Consider the following 14,717-nt stretch of genomic DNA (forward strand, 5'->3'; position numbering starts at 1 on the left):
AATTCCATCGGGCTGGCAGAATTGTTTCCTTTCTGCCCGCCCGGCCACTCTCTCAGGAATGCCCCCATGCACATGACCACCGCCCACCTGATCGCCAACCCCTGTGACGACGAAGAAGACAACATGGCCATGCTCTGCTGCCACAGCACCCAGGGCGAGATGTTCCTGATGAGCCGCTACCCGGACGAAGACGAACTGGAGATCACCCTCGACGGCGAGCCCTCGACCCTCGATGGCGTCAAGGTGACCCTGAGCCCCACCACCCTGCTGATCGAAATCGCCGCGGCCGACGCCGACGCCCTGAACGGCGCCGACCACCTGGAGATCCGCCACAGCACCGCTGCCTCGGACCTGGCCGAAGTGGAGGAAACCCTGCAGAACATCCTCAAGGGCACCGGCACCTACATCAGCCAGCTGTCCTGACCCGCCGCCCTCCCTTGCAGGAGCTGGCTTGCCAGCGAAGGCGTCTTCGGCCCCGCCGCAAACCCTGCCGGCCTCTTCGCCGGCAAGCCGGCTCCTACCGGGGGTGCGCGTGGTGCTGAATAAAACACGGATTTTTTTCGACTAATTCGCCAAATCAGGTTTTCCCCGTTAGTCGCCGACCCCCGCTATGGATTAAAGTATCGCCCCCAGCCCCGACGTTCCCTCAACGCCCGGGGCGCACCCTCTCCAGGAACAGTCACCGATGGAACATCGTGAAGCGCTTTTGGCGCTGCGAACCTTTCTTTCAACGCAGATTCTCGGCCAGGAAAAACTCATCGAGCGCTTGCTCATCGCCCTGCTCGCCGACGGCCACATGCTGGTCGAGGGCGCTCCGGGGCTGGCCAAGACCAAGGCCATCAAGGAGTTGGCCGAAGGCATTGAAGCGCAATTCCATCGGATCCAGTTCACCCCCGACCTGCTGCCCGCCGACATCACCGGCACCGAGATCTATCGCCCGGAAACCGGCAGCTTCGTGTTCCAGCAAGGCCCGATCTTCCACAACCTGGTGCTGGCGGACGAAATCAACCGCGCTCCGGCCAAGGTCCAGTCTGCCCTGCTCGAAGCCATGGCCGAGCGCCAGGTCAGCGTCGGACGCAGCACCTATGAACTGTCGCCGCTGTTCCTGGTGATGGCGACCCAGAACCCCATCGAGCAGGAAGGCACCTACCCGCTGCCCGAAGCCCAGCTCGACCGCTTCCTGATGCACGTCAAGATCGGCTTCCCGGACGCCGCCGTGGAGCGGCGGATCCTCCAGCAAGCCCGTGGCGAAGCCCTGAACGGCGAGACCAAGCCCGAGCGCCGGGTCAGCCAGCAGGCGATCTTCGCCGCACGCAAGGAAATCCTCGGCCTGTACATGGCCGATGCGGTGGAGGAATACCTGGTGCAACTGGTGATGGCCACCCGCACCCCGGCCAAGTTCGACCCGGAGATGGCCGAATGGATCGCCTACGGCGCCAGCCCCCGCGGTTCCATCGCCCTGGACCGCTGCGCCCGGGCCCACGCCTGGCTCGCCGGCCGCGACTTCGTCAGCCCCGAAGACATCCAGGCCGTGCTGTTCGACGTACTGCGCCACCGCATCATCCTGTCCTTCGAGGCTGAAGCGGCCGGTATCGACCAGGACCGTGTGGTACAGCGCATCCTCGACGTCGTTGCCGTCGCCTGAAGCCCATGACCCAGCCCGTTGCCGAACCCGGCATTCGCATCACCCTCGGCGAGCTGATCGAGATGCGCCATCGCGTGCGCGAGGTGCAGCTGTTCTCCACCCCCAGCCAGCGCAGCCCGCTGATCGGCCTGCACCACTCCAAGCTGCGCGGGCGCGGCGTGGACTTCGACCAGGTGCGGGTCTACCAGGCCGGCGACGACGTGCGCACCATCGACTGGCGGGTTACCGCGCGCACCCAGGAACCGCACACCAAGCTGTTCCACGAAGAGCGCGAGCGGCCGATCTTCATCATGGTGGAACAGAGCCGCCAGCTGTTCTTCGGCTCGGGGCTGATGTTCAAGTCGGTGCTCGCCGCCCAGGCCGCGAGCCTGATCGGCTGGGCCGCCCTGGGCCATAACGACCGGGTCGGCGGGCTGGTCTACGGCGACGACGAGCACTACGAGATCAAGCCGCGGCGCAGCAAGCAGAGCCTGTTGCAGCTGCTCAACCGCCTGGTGCGGGTCAACCAGTCGCTGCACAGCGAAGCCCGGCCCCAGCGCGACGCCCTGGGCACCGCGCTGCTGCGCGGGCGCGAAGTCCTGCGCCCCGGCAGCCTGGTGATCGTGATCTGCGACGAACGCGCCCTGAGCGACGCCGCCGAGCAACAACTGAGCCTGCTGTCGCGCCATTGCGACCTGCTGTTGATGCCCCTTTCCGACCCGCTGGACCACGCCCTGCCCGCCGCCGGCCTGCTGCGCTTTGCCGAACGCGGCGCCCAGCTGGAACTGGACACCCTGAACTACGACCTGCGCCAGGCCTACCGCGCCATGAGCGAAGCGCGCATCGCCCGCTGGGAACGCCTGGCGCAAAAGCTGCGGGTGCTGCTGATGCCCCTGAGCACCCAGAGCGAGATGGTCGAGCAGCTGCGCGAGTACCTCAACCCGCAGCGCCCCGGAGCCGGCCGATGAGCAGCCTGGAACAACTGCAATCGCTGCTGCCGCCGCCCGCGGTCAGCCTGTGGCCGCCGGCCCCGGGCTGGTGGCTGCTGGCGATCCTGCTGCCGCTGCTGGGCCTGGCCCTCTGGCACTGGCGCCACCTGTGGCCGCGCAAGGCCGTGCGCGCCCGCATCGAGCAGCCCCTGGACCCGGTGCGCCTGGCCGCCCTGGCAGAACTGGCGCTGCTGCCCAAGCCCTATGACGGTGCCCCCGCCGGCGCCTGGCTGCAGGCCTTGAATGCCCTGCTCAAGCGCCTGTGCCGCAACCATTACCCCTACAGCCAGAGCCACACCCTGAACGGGCGCAAATGGCTGGCGTTCCTCGACAACCGTTGCCCGGCCGCCGGCCTGACCCGCTGGATGGTGCTGGTGGAAGGCGCCTACAAGCCCGAGTGCAAGCTCGACGACAAAGCCATCGCCGGCCTGACCCAGGCGGTGGACACCTGGATTCGCAAGCATGTTTGAGTTCGCCTGGCCCTGGGTCTTCGTCCTGCTGCCGCTGCCCTGGCTGCTGCGCCTGGTGCTGCCGGTGGCCGACAGCGGCGAGCCGGCGCTGAAAGTGAGTTTTCTCAGTGACCTGGAAGGCCTGTCCAAGCGCCGGGCCCGCGCCCACCTCCCGGCCTGGCGCCAGCAGGTGCGTTTCATCCTGCTCTGGCTCCTGCTGCTGTTGGCCGCCGCGCGCCCGCAATGGCTGGGCGACCCCTTGCCGGTGGCCGCCAGCGGCCGCGACCTGCTGGTGGCGGTGGACGTTTCCGGCTCCATGGATTTCCCCGACATGCAATGGCAGGACGAGGACGTCAGCCGCCTGAACCTGGTCAAGCACCTGCTGGGGGACTTTCTCGAACACCGCGAAGGCGACCGGGTGGGCCTGATCCTGTTCGGCAGCAAGGCCTACCTGCAGGCACCCCTGACCTTCGACCGGCACACGGTGCGGGTCTGGCTGGATGAAGCGAAGATCGGCATCGCCGGCAAGAACACCGCCATCGGCGATGCCATCGGCCTGGCCCTCAAGCGCCTGCGCCAGCGCCCGGCCCAGAGCCGGGTGCTGATCCTAGTCACCGACGGCGCCAACAACGGCGGCGAGATCGCCCCCATCACCGCCGCCCGGCTGGCCGCCGAGGAAGGGGTGAAGATCTACCCCATCGGCATCGGCGCCGACCCGGAACAGAGCGCCACCCTCGGCGTGCTGGGCATCAACCCGAGCCTGGACCTGGACGAACCGGCCCTCAAGGAGCTGGCGCAAGTCACTGGCGGGCGCTACTTCCGCGCCCGGGACGGCCAGGAGCTGCAAGCGATCAAGCAAACCCTCGACCAACTGGAACCGGTGGCCCAGCAACCGACCCAGGCACGCCCGGCCCAGGCCCTGTACCACTGGCCCCTGGCCACGGCGTTGCTGCTCAGCGTGCTGCTGGTGCTGCGCGAGCGCTGGCCGCAGAACCCGCTGCAACGCTTCTTCAACCAGTCGAACTTCCTGCTGCCTGCCCATGACTGGCGCCAGCGGCTCAAGCGCCTGCGCTTGCGGAGGCGTCGATGATCAGCCTCTGGCCCCATTGGTTCCGCCCCGGCTGGTTGCTGGTGCTGCCCCTGCTGGCGCTGCTGCTGTGGAAGCTCTGGCACCGGCAGAAACGCGCCGGGCGCTGGCAGATGATCCTGCCCCCGGCCTTTCACGCCGCCCTGCTCAGCGGCGGCAATGGCCGCGAAAGCAAGCTGCCCTGGGTGGCCCTGGGCCTGGCCTGGCTGCTGGCGGTGCTGGCCCTGCTGGGCCCCAGCTGGCAGCGGGTGGAACAGACCAGCCAGAAACCCGCCGACCCGCTGGTGGTGCTGCTGGAGCTGACCCCGCAGATGCTCGCCAACGACGTGCCGCCCGATCGCCTGGAGCAGGCCCGGCACAAGCTGCTGGACCTGTTGCAACTGCGCAGCGACGCGCAGACCGCCATCGTGGTCTACGCCGGCAGCGCCCACACCCTGGTGCCGCTGTCCGATGACCTGGCCACCAGCCGCAACCTGCTGGACGCCCTCAAGCCGTCGATCATGCCCCAGGCCGGCCAGCGCGCCGACCTGGCCCTGCTCAAGGCCTTGAAGCTGCTGGACCAGGGGGCCCTGGGCCAGGGCCGGGTGCTACTGATGGCCTCCTCCCTCAACGAAGAGGAACGCCAGGGCATCCGCCAGGCGCTCAAGGGCGACGCCCCGCAGTTGCTGATGCTCGGCTTCGGCAGCCGCGACGGCGCCCCGGTGGCCCTGGAAGACGGCAGCTACCTCAAGGACGACCAGGGCGCGATCCTGGTATCGCGCCTGGACAGCCCGGACCTCAAGCACTTCATCGGCGACGTGGGCGGGCGCTACCGCCAGGCGCGCCTGGACGACAGCGACCTGCGCGGCCTGGGCCTGCTGGGCGGCCCGCAAGGCCTGCGCAGCGACGGCCAGACCCTGCGCCTGGATACCTGGGCCGACCAGGGCTACTGGCTGCTGCTGCCGCTGTTGCTGCTGGCCGCCTGCGCCGGGCGCCGGGGCTGGCTGTTCTGCCTGCCCCTGTTGCTGTTCGCCGTGCCGCAACCGAGCTACGCCTTCGACATCAATGACCTGTGGCTGCGCCCCGACCAGCAGGGCCAGCGGCTTCTGCAACAGCAGCGCCCGGCGGAGGCCGCGCGGCATTTCCAGGACCCGCAATGGCAAGGCGTGGCCTTGTACGAAGCCGGCAACTACACTGCCGCCGCCGAGCGTTTCGCCGAGGGCAACGACGCCCGCGCCCACTACAATCGCGGTAACGCCCTGGCCCGCAGCGGCGAGCTGGAAGCCGCCATCGACGCCTACGAGCAGGCCCTGGAACGCCAGCCGGACCTGCAACCGGCGTTGCAGAACAAGGCCCTGGTGGAAAGCCTGCTGCAACAGCAACAGGCCCAGGCGCAAACACCGCCACCAGCGAAGAAGCCGGACACCCCCGAAGGCGACGACACCCGTCCGGGCCCCAGCGGCACGGCCACCCAGCCACCACCGGGCAGCGATGGCCCGCAGGACCCGGCACAGGCGCCGGCCAACGAAGGCGACACGCCGTCGCCGGATCTACAGGCCGCCGGCCACAGCGAAGTGCCCGGCAGCGAGCTGGACGACCAGCACACCACCACCCCGCTGCGCCCGGTGGAGGACAGCCTGGACGCTGAACACCAGCAGGCGCTGGAACAATGGCTGCGCAAGATCCCCGACGACCCGGGTGAATTGCTCAGGCGCAAATTCTGGTACGAACAGCAACAACATCAGGATCAGGGAAAAACTCGATGACCCGCTGCACCGCCCTACTGCTTGCCCTCGCGTTCTGCACTGGCCAGTCCCAGGCTGCCGGCCTGCTCGCCAGCCTGGACCGCAGCCAGGTCAATTCCGGGGAAACCGTCGAGCTGACCCTGGAGTCCACCGATGTCACCCAGTTCGGCAAGCCGGACCTGGCGCCCCTGGAAGCACAATTCGAGGTGCGCGGCACGCGCCAGGTCAACCAGCTCAACGGCCTGGGGGACAACCACGCCAGTACCCGCTGGATCGTCACCCTGCTGCCGCGCCACACCGGCACCCTGGAAATCGCCCCGCTGCAACTGGGCAGCCTGCAGAGCCAGCCCCTGAGCCTGCAGGTCAACACCAGCCCGGCCCAGGACCAGAACGCCCGCCTGGAACCGGTGTTCATCGAAGCCGAGCTCGACCAGCCCAGCGTCTATGTCCAGGCCCAGGCCCTGCTGACCCTGCACATCTACCACTCGGTGCCGCTGTTCGACGACAGCAGCCTGAGCCCGCTGCTGCTGAGCGACACCCGGGTGGAACAGCTGGGCGAGCCGCGCACCTACGAAAAGCTCATCAATGGCGTGCGCCACGGGGTGATCGAGATGCGCTACGCGCTCTATCCCCAGCGCAGCGGGCCGTTGCAGATTCCCGCGCTGACCTTCAGCGCCACCCTGGCCAACCCGGACCCGGGCCAGGAAACCAGCTCGCAGACGCCCCGGGCCGGCAAGCTGATCCACGTCAGCTCCAGTGACATCGGCCTGCAGGTCAAGGCCAAGCCCGCCACCTACCCGGCCGACGCGCCCTGGCTGCCGGCCCGCAGCCTGAGCCTGAGCGAAAGCTGGAACCCGGAGCCCGAGCACCCTCAGGTCGGAGACTCCCTGACCCGCAGCCTGACCCTGCGCGCCGAAGGCCTGTCCAGCGCCCAGTTGCCGCCGCTGCCCCTGGCCGACGTCAATGGCCTGCGCAGCTACCCGGACCAGCCGCAGTTGAGCAACCAGCACGTAGAACAGGGCCTTCTGGGCATTCGCGAAGACCGCCAGGCGCTGGTGCCCACCCGCCCCGGCAACGTCGAACTGCCCGCCATTGAAGTGACCTGGTGGAACACCGTCGAAGACCGCCTGGAAAGCACCAGCCTGCCGGCGCGGGCCCTGCAGGTGGCGAACAACCCGAGCCTGGTGGTGGACACCCCTGCAGGCAACGCCCCGGCCGGGCCCGACAGCAGCAACCTGTGGCTGTGGCAACTGAGCACCCTGCTGCTGGCTTGCACCACCCTGCTGGGCTTCGGCCTGTGGTGGCGCGCCCGCTGGCAGCCGGCGGTGCTGCGCGCCACCCAGACCGGCCCCAGCCCGCGCTCGCTGCTGGACGACCTCAAGCGTGCCTGCCAGGCCAACGACCCCCAGGCCACCCGCCAGGCCCTGGACGCCTGGGCCCGGCAGCAGCCCGAAACCCTGGCCGAAATGGCCGCGCGCTTCGTGCCGCTGTCCGACGCCCTGGACGGCCTCAACGGCGCGCTCTACAGCGAGACCGGCCAGTACTGGCAGGGCGAGGAACTGTGGCGAGCGATACGCGCCATCCCGATCGACGAACGGGTCCAGGACCCGGTGGCGGACACCACCAGCCTGCCGCCGCTGTACCCCAAGTAACCGGCGCTTCGCGCAGCCCCCTCCCGCGCAGGAGCCGGCTTGCCGGCGAAAAGCCCCGTAAGCCATGCCGCGCCTTGGCGGGCCTGTTCGCTGGCGAGCCAGCGCCGTAGCGCCTGGCTGGCCGGCCGCTGCGCCAGTCTCGCCTGCATTTGCCACGGCGCCGGGCATGAACACGCATTTGCCAGTAAACTCTCTGCCCTTTCGCCGCGGTCACCCTTATGTGCGGCCAAGCCTTTTGCATGCGGAGCCTGCCTTGCGTCTGTTTCACACCTCCGACTGGCACCTGGGCCAGAACCTACACGGCCAGGAACGCGACTTCGAACACGCCTGTTTCCTGGAGTGGCTGCTGCGCCAGCTCAAGCACGAACAGCCCGATGTGCTGCTGATCGCCGGCGATATCTTCGACACCGTCAACCCGCCGGTCAGCGCCCAGGAGCGGCTCTACGACTTCATCGTCAGCGCCCACGAGCAGCAGCCGGCCCTGACCGTCGTGATGATCGCCGGCAACCACGACTCCGGCTCGCGCATCGAGCTGCCGGCGCCCTTGATGCGCCGCCTGCGCACCCACGCCCTGGGCCGGGTGCTGTGGCTGGACGACGGCCAGCTGGACGCCGAGCGCCTGCTGCTGCCGCTGCCCGACGCCAGCGGCCAGGTCGCCGCCTGGTGCCTGGCCCTGCCGTTCCTGCGGCCGGCGGAAGTCACCGGCCGCCAGCTGGGCGACGACTACCTCAAGGGCATTGCCCAGGTCCACGAATGGCTGATCGCCGCGGCCAACGCCAAGCGCCAGCCGGGCCAGGCCCTGGTCGCCGTCAGCCATGCGCACATGGCCGGCGGTTCGGTCTCGGAAGATTCCGAACGCAGCCTGATCATCGGCAACGCCGAGGCCCTGCCCGCCAGCCTGTTCGGCCCGGACATCAGCTACGTGGCCCTGGGCCACCTGCACAAGCCGCAGAAGGTCAACGGCGAGGAGCGCATCCGCTACAGCGGCTCGCCGATCCCGCTGTCGTTCTCAGAGATCGGCTATCAGCACCAGATCCTCGACGTGCGCCTGGACGGCGAGACCCTGGTCAGCGTCGAACCGCGGCTGATTCCCCGCGCGGTGAACCTGCAACGCCTGGGCCCGGCGCCCCTGGGGGAACTCCTGACCCAGCTCGGCGAGCTGCCGGACATCGACCTGTTGGCCGAGGAGCAGCGCCAGCCCTGGCTGGAAGTGCGGGTGCGCCTGGACGAGCCCCAGCCAGACCTGCGCCAGCAAGTGGAAAGCGCCCTGCAAGGCAAGGCCGTGCGCCTGGTGCGGATCGCCGCCGAATACGCCGGCAAGGGCGCAGGCGACGGTGAAGAGGCCAGTGCCGAGCTGATCGAGCTGGACCAGCTGACCCCCGAAGAACTGTTCCGCCGCGCCTGGCGCGACGCTTACGCCAACGAGGTGGACGAAGCCACCCTCAAGGATTTCGCCCTGCTGTTGCAGGACGTCCAGCAAGAAGGTGAACAGCCATGAAGATCCTGGCCATCCGCCTGAAGAACCTGGCCTCCCTGGCCGGCCCCTTCGAGATCGACTTCACCGCCGAGCCCCTGGCCAGCGCCGGGCTGTTCGCCATTACCGGGCCCACCGGCGCCGGCAAGAGCACCCTGCTGGATGCCCTGTGCCTGGCGCTGTTCGGCGCGGTGCCGCGGCTGAACAACATCGGCCGCGAGACCAAGGTCCCCGAGGTCGACAGCGAGATCCTCACCAGCGACCCGCGCACCCTGCTGCGCCGCGGCACCGGCAGCGGCTATGCCGAGGTGGACTTTGTCGGCATCGACGGCCGTCGCTACCGCGCCCGCTGGGAAACCAACCGCGCCCGCGACAAAGCCACCGGCAAGCTGCAAGGCAGCCGGCAGAACCTCACTGACCTGGACAGCGAACAGCTGCTGAGCAACCAGAGCAAGAGCGAATACAAGCAACTGATCGAGGCCCGCCTGGGGCTCAACTTCGAACAGTTCACCCGGGCGGTGATGCTGGCCCAGAGCGAGTTCAGCGCCTTTCTCAAGGCCGACGACAAGGAACGCAGCGAGCTGCTGGAAAAGCTTACCAACACTGCGGTCTACAGCCAGTTGGGGCGCCGCGCCTACAGCAAGAGCAAGGAAGCCGAAGACGCCCACAAGGAGCTCAAGGCCCAGGCCAGCGGCATCAGCCCGCTGGAGCCCGAGGCCCGGGCCGAGCTTGAACAGCAGTTGAGCCAGGCCCAGCAACAGCTCAAGGAGCAACAGGCCCAGCTCAGGCAGTTGGAAGCCCAGCACGTCTGGCTCAAGGAACTGCGCCAATGGCAGGAAGCCCGGCAGAGCGCCGCCGAACAACTGCAAGCGGCCGAACAGGACGCCCAGGCCCTGGCCCCGGAGCGCCTGCGCCTGCAACGCCTGGAGCAACTGGCGCCGCAGCGGCACCAGTTCCTGCGCCAGGCAGAGCTGGGCGCCAGCCTGCTGCCGTTGCGCCAGCAGATCCAGCAGCAGGTCGAACAGCAAGGCGCCCTGCAACAACAGCAGGAACGCCTGCAACAGCAACTGCAGGACGCCGGCACGGCCCTGTCCCAGGCCCAGGAGCAGCACAGCACCAGCGCCCCGTTGCTGCGCGAAGCCTTTGCCGAACAGGCCAACCTGGAGCGCCTGGGGCAGAGCCTGGCCCAGGCCGAGGCCCAACGCAGCCGCGCCGAGCAGGCCAGCACCGAGGGCCAGCAAGGCATCCAGCAACTGCTGGAAAAACAGCGCCTGGTGGGCGAACGCCTGGAGCGGATCGCCGGGCAACTGGCCCACAGCGTCGCCCTCGCCCCCTTGAGCGACGCCTGGAACGCCTACCGCGAACGCCTGCAACAGCTGATGCTGATCGGCAATCGCCTGCACCAGGGCCAGGCCGAACTGCCGGCCCTGGAACAGCGCGCCAGCAGCGCCGCCCAGCAACTGAGCGAGCAACGCACGCAGCTCGAACTGCTCTACAGCGAAGCCGGGGCCGAGCCCCAGGCGGTGGCCGAGCAGATCCAGTTGCTCGGTACCCTGCTCCAGGACAACCGCAAGCAGCAGCGCGCCGTCGAAGAGCTGGCCCGGCTCTGGGCCCAGCAACGCGAACTGGACCAGCGCGGCCAGGCCCTGCAGGACAGGCAGCAGGCGGTGGCCGCCCAGCGCGAGGAACTGAACAAGGTCGGCCTGCAGGCCAAGGCCGAGCTGGTGGTGGCCGAGCAGACCCTGAGCGTCACCCAGGCCCTGCTGGAGCGCCAGCGGCTGGCCCGCAGCGCCAGCGTCGAGGAATTGCGCGGGCAATTGCAGAGCGACCAGCCGTGCCCGGTGTGCGGCAGCGTCGAGCACCCCTACCACCAGCCTGAAGCCTTGCTGCAGAGCCTCGGGCGCCACGACGAGAACGAGGAAGCCAGCGCCCGCAAGACGGTGGACAGCCTCAAGGAACAGCTCAACGAACTGCGGGCCCAGGTCCAGGGGCTGATCGCCCAGCAGAAGGAATTCCTCCAGCAGCAGGAACATCTGGCGACCCAGCAGCAGGCCCTGGCCCCAAGCCTGCAAGCCCACCCCATGAGCGCCAGCCTCCTGGACCAGGACCCGCCCAAGCGCGACGCCTGGCTGCAACAGCAACTCGACCAGCTGCAGCAGAGCATCACCCAGGACGAAAACCGCCAGGGCGCCCTGCTGACCCTGCAAAAAGATGCCGCGCGCCTGCAAAACCAGCTGCAGGCGGCGATCGACGCCAGCCAGCAGGCCGCCCAGCACCTGGACAAGCAACAACAGCAACTGAGCGCCGACCGCCAGCGCCTGGACGAGGAACTGGCCAGCTTCAGCCACCTGCTGCCGGCAGAGGTCCTCGACGGCCTGCGCCGCGACCCGGCCAGCACCTTCATGCAGCTCGACCAGCAGGTGCTGCAACGCATCGAGCAACTGCGCGAGCAGCAGGAAGAGGCCGAAGAACAGCAACAGCGCCAGCTGACCCTGGAAAAGGAACAGGACCGCCAACTGATCCGTCAGCAGCAACTGGCCGAAGCCCAACAGCAGTTCGACACCCTGCACCAGCAGCAACAGGCCTGCCAGCACAGGCTCGCCGAACTGCTGGGCCAGCAGCCCAGCGCCGAGCACTGGCAGCAGCATCTGGAGCAAACCGTGGACCAGGCTCGCAGCGCCCAGGCCCTGGCCCAGCAACAGCAGCAGGCGCTGCACCAGCAAGCGATCGAGTTGGGTGCCGAGCTCAAGGCCCGGGAAGAACGCCTGCAAGCCCTGGAAAGCGAACAACAGCAGCTGGCCGCCAGCATCGAGCAGTGGCGCGCCGGGCACCCGGAACTGGATGACGCCGGCCTGCAACAGCTGCTGGAGCTGGACGAAGAACAGGTGCAGCAACTGCGCCAGCGCCTGCAAGACAACGACAAGGCCATCGAGCAGGCCAAGGTCCTGCTGCAGGAACGCCAGCAGCGCCTGGAACAGCATCAGGCCCAGCACAACGGCAACCTGGAGACCGAACAACTGGCCCAGGCCCTGGAACAGCTGCAGCAACAGGCCCAGGCCAGCGAACAACAGGTGGCGGACCTGCGTGCACGGCAAAGCGAGGACCAGCGCCGCCAGGCCGCCAACCAGGCCCTCAACCAACGCCTTGAACAGGCCTACGCCCAGTGGCAGCGCTGGGCCCGGCTCAGCGCCCTGATCGGCTCGGCCGAAGGCGACAAGTTCCGCAAGATCGCCCAGGCCTACAACCTTGACCTGCTGGTGCACCACGCCAATGCCCAACTGCGCCAACTGGTGCGCCGCTACCGCCTCAAGCGCGGTGGCAGCATGCTCGGCCTGCTGGTGCTGGACACCGAAATGGGCGACGAACTGCGCTCGGTGCACTCGCTGTCCGGCGGCGAAACCTTCCTGGTGTCCCTGGCCCTGGCCCTGGGGCTGGCCTCCATGGCTTCCAGCACCCTGAAGATCGAATCGCTGTTTATCGACGAAGGCTTCGGCAGCCTCGACCCCGAGTCCCTGCAACTGGCCATGGATGCCCTCGACGGCCTGCAGGCCCAGGGCCGCAAGGTGGCGGTGATCTCCCACGTACAGGAAATGCACGAACGGATTCCGGTACAGATCAAGGTCAGCCGCCAGGGCAATGGCCTGAGCACCCTGGAGGTGAAATGAGCACGCTGCAAACGCCGGGGGCGACCCTCTACTCCTTCCGCCGCTGCCCCTACGCCATGCGTGCGCGGCTGGCCCTGCGCTATGCCGGGGTGCCAATGCGGATTGTCGAAGTCAGCCTCAAGGCCAAGCCGGCCGAGATGCTCGCGCTGTCGGCCAAGGGCACGGTGCCGGTGCTGGCACTGGAGGATCGGGTGATCGATGAAAGCCTGGAGATCATGCACTGGGCCCTGGCCCAGCATGACCCCGAGGATTGGCGGCTCACGGCGGACCCGACGGCCCAGGCGCAGATGGCAGCGCTGATTGCCGAGAATGACCAGGTGTTCAAGGTGCACCTCAATCGCTACAAATACGCCGAGCGCTACCCCGAGGCGCCCATGGAGCACTACCGGGCCCAGGGCGAGGCGTTTCTGGCGCGCCTCGATAGCCTGTTGCAGCAGCGCCGCTATCTGCTGGCGGCGCATCCGAGCCTGGCGGACATGGCGCTGCTGCCGTTTGTTCGCCAGTTTGCCCATGTGGACCGGGAGTGGTTTGCCCAGACGCCTTATCGCTCCTTGCAGGAGTGGTTGCAGGGGCAACTCGAATCAGAGTTGTTCCTGGCAGTCATGGCCAAACAATAACCTTCACAAGATGCGCGTATCGGCAGCCTCAAATAGATTGAGCTGCCGAAACAACAGGCTTTAAGAATCTTCCTAAAGACTTCATCCGCAACTAATAACTAAACTAACCCGACACATCAAATTCATATCCAACACAGCAATTAGTTTAGGCTCCTCGTTACTAATCTCATGTAAGCAAGAGAACTTCGATTCACACTATCGCGCCCCACTCAGCCCCAAACCCCAAGCCAGTCGGGCATCACACCCTCATTACCGCGTAAAGCAAGCCATTACTTCGGCAGTAGCCTGCTCGCCCCCAGAAAAATCCATTATTCAGGCCGCTGTAGTCATTTCCTTTATCGCCAGGTTCATTACATTGAAATCGCCTTTTTCAACAGCCGCATTAACCCTGATCTATGGAGTGATTTATTCAGCACAGTCCTGTGCCGACACTACTATCGACCTGAGTTCTTTGGGCGCTGATGGCTCGGTAGCCTATGGCGTATCGGCTGACGGCCATTTCATCGTCGGCACTGCGTTCGCGAACGGCAATCAATATGCGTTCAAGTACAGCGATGCGACCGGCATGGTCAATCTGGGCTCCCTCCCGGGGGGACGCCATGCCTCTGCCAAAGCCATATCCGCTGACGGCAATGTGATCGTGGGAAGCGCTAGCACCTCTAGCACGGTTCACGCCTTCAAGCACACCGACGCAACCGGCATGGTCGACCTGGGCACGTTGAGTGGAGGGGGAATCTCAGATGCGGTAGGCGTATCGGCTGACGGCGCGGTTGTCGTAGGCCATTCGAGTGCAGCCAATGGAGCGCTTCATGCTTTCAAGCACACCGATATGACTGGCATGATCGATCTGGGCACCCTGGATGCGGGCAACAGCGGCTACTCCGGTGCCACTGCCGTGTCCGCGGACGGCAGCATTGTCGTGGGATACGCGAATATCGATGCCAGCACAGGCATGCAACATGCCTTCAAGCACACCGACGCAAGCGGCATGATCGATCTGGGCACCCTGGGAGGGCAGGCCTCACAAGCGTCCGGCATCTCCGCCGACGGCCGCGTTATCGTGGGAATGGCCGAGACAGCTACAGGCGGCACTCAAGCGTTCAAGCACACTGACACTGCCGGCATGGTCGGCCTGGGCTCCTGGGGTGGTGACTCCTTCGCTTCTAGCGCTTCCGCCGACGGTAGCGTCATCGTAGGAGGAGCGGCGACGGCCACTGGCTATTTCCATGCATTCCGGCACACCGATGCCAGCGGCATGGTCGACCTGGGCACCCTGGGCGGTGAAACGTCATCGGCGACCGGCGTCTCCGCTGACGGCAATGTTGTCGTGGGCCTCAGCCTTACGGGTGAAGGAGCCATGCACGCCGCGCTATGGAAAATCACCGAAACAGGTTCCCACCTCATCGACCTGGACAACACCCGCACCGCCATGGCCA

Annotated in this window: 10 protein-coding genes and 1 pseudogene; all 11 read left to right on the forward strand. The window is 67.1% G+C overall.

Annotated elements, in window-relative coordinates:
• The first annotated feature begins 66 nt into the window (after window positions 1–66).
• Window positions 67–423: a hypothetical protein gene (locus AC1RL5_RS05520; protein WP_019094865.1), complete on the forward strand. Its 357-nt coding sequence runs from the start codon at window positions 67–69 to the stop codon at window positions 421–423.
• A gap of 262 nt (window positions 424–685) precedes the next feature.
• The gene (locus tag AC1RL5_RS05525; protein ID WP_003218556.1) at window positions 686–1,645 is read left to right on the forward strand and encodes an AAA family ATPase; all 960 of its coding nucleotides are present in this window, start codon (window positions 686–688) and stop codon (window positions 1,643–1,645) included.
• A gap of 5 nt (window positions 1,646–1,650) precedes the next feature.
• A complete protein-coding gene (locus tag AC1RL5_RS05530) occupies window positions 1,651–2,592 on the forward strand; it encodes a DUF58 domain-containing protein (RefSeq protein WP_011061032.1) in 942 nt (313 codons plus the stop codon).
• The gene (locus tag AC1RL5_RS05535) at window positions 2,589–3,083 is read left to right on the forward strand and encodes a DUF4381 domain-containing protein (RefSeq protein WP_492588810.1); all 495 of its coding nucleotides are present in this window, start codon (window positions 2,589–2,591) and stop codon (window positions 3,081–3,083) included. The genes AC1RL5_RS05530 and AC1RL5_RS05535 overlap by 4 nt, the downstream gene beginning before the upstream one ends.
• Complete coding sequence (locus AC1RL5_RS05540; protein ID WP_492588808.1) at window positions 3,076–4,152, forward strand: vWA domain-containing protein; 1,077 nt, start codon at window positions 3,076–3,078, stop codon at window positions 4,150–4,152. Before AC1RL5_RS05535 ends, AC1RL5_RS05540 begins: the two co-directional genes overlap by 8 nt.
• Window positions 4,149–5,894: a tetratricopeptide repeat protein gene (locus tag AC1RL5_RS05545; RefSeq protein WP_492588806.1), complete on the forward strand. Its 1,746-nt coding sequence runs from the start codon at window positions 4,149–4,151 to the stop codon at window positions 5,892–5,894. The genes AC1RL5_RS05540 and AC1RL5_RS05545 overlap by 4 nt, the downstream gene beginning before the upstream one ends.
• On the forward strand, window positions 5,891–7,525 hold the full coding sequence (locus AC1RL5_RS05550) for a BatD family protein (RefSeq protein ID WP_065363910.1): 1,635 nt from the start codon (window positions 5,891–5,893) through the stop codon (window positions 7,523–7,525). The genes AC1RL5_RS05545 and AC1RL5_RS05550 overlap by 4 nt, the downstream gene beginning before the upstream one ends.
• A 253-nt stretch (window positions 7,526–7,778) precedes the next feature.
• Complete coding sequence (locus AC1RL5_RS05555) at window positions 7,779–9,023, forward strand: exonuclease SbcCD subunit D C-terminal domain-containing protein (RefSeq protein WP_011061024.1); 1,245 nt, start codon at window positions 7,779–7,781, stop codon at window positions 9,021–9,023.
• On the forward strand, window positions 9,020–12,664 hold the full coding sequence (locus AC1RL5_RS05560) for an AAA family ATPase (protein WP_492588804.1): 3,645 nt from the start codon (window positions 9,020–9,022) through the stop codon (window positions 12,662–12,664). The genes AC1RL5_RS05555 and AC1RL5_RS05560 overlap by 4 nt, the downstream gene beginning before the upstream one ends.
• Window positions 12,661–13,281, forward strand: a complete 621-nt coding sequence (locus tag AC1RL5_RS05565; protein WP_092322325.1) for a glutathione S-transferase — start codon at window positions 12,661–12,663, stop codon at window positions 13,279–13,281. The genes AC1RL5_RS05560 and AC1RL5_RS05565 overlap by 4 nt, the downstream gene beginning before the upstream one ends.
• Window positions 13,282–13,636: 355 nt before the next feature.
• Window positions 13,637–14,717 (forward strand): annotated as a pseudogene (locus AC1RL5_RS05570) (HAF repeat-containing protein); the annotation flags it as partial.

It is taken from the genome of Pseudomonas sp. GW822-FHT06D10, from assembly GCF_058799535.1.

Bases quoted from the DNA above. Each gene is read 5' to 3' on its own strand.
- AC1RL5_RS05560 (WP_492588804.1), top strand. From the start codon at position 9,020: ATGAAGATCCTGGCCATCCGCCTGAAGAACCTGGCCTCCCTGGCCGGC.
- AC1RL5_RS05565 (WP_092322325.1), top strand. From the start codon at position 12,661: ATGAGCACGCTGCAAACGCCGGGGGCGACCCTCTACTCCTTCCGCCGC.
- AC1RL5_RS05530 (WP_011061032.1), top strand. From the start codon at position 1,651: ATGACCCAGCCCGTTGCCGAACCCGGCATTCGCATCACCCTCGGCGAG.
- AC1RL5_RS05550 (WP_065363910.1), top strand. From the start codon at position 5,891: ATGACCCGCTGCACCGCCCTACTGCTTGCCCTCGCGTTCTGCACTGGC.
- AC1RL5_RS05535 (WP_492588810.1), top strand. From the start codon at position 2,589: ATGAGCAGCCTGGAACAACTGCAATCGCTGCTGCCGCCGCCCGCGGTC.
- AC1RL5_RS05525 (WP_003218556.1), top strand. From the start codon at position 686: ATGGAACATCGTGAAGCGCTTTTGGCGCTGCGAACCTTTCTTTCAACG.
- AC1RL5_RS05545 (WP_492588806.1), top strand. From the start codon at position 4,149: ATGATCAGCCTCTGGCCCCATTGGTTCCGCCCCGGCTGGTTGCTGGTG.
- AC1RL5_RS05540 (WP_492588808.1), top strand. From the start codon at position 3,076: ATGTTTGAGTTCGCCTGGCCCTGGGTCTTCGTCCTGCTGCCGCTGCCC.
- AC1RL5_RS05520 (WP_019094865.1), top strand. From the start codon at position 67: ATGCACATGACCACCGCCCACCTGATCGCCAACCCCTGTGACGACGAA.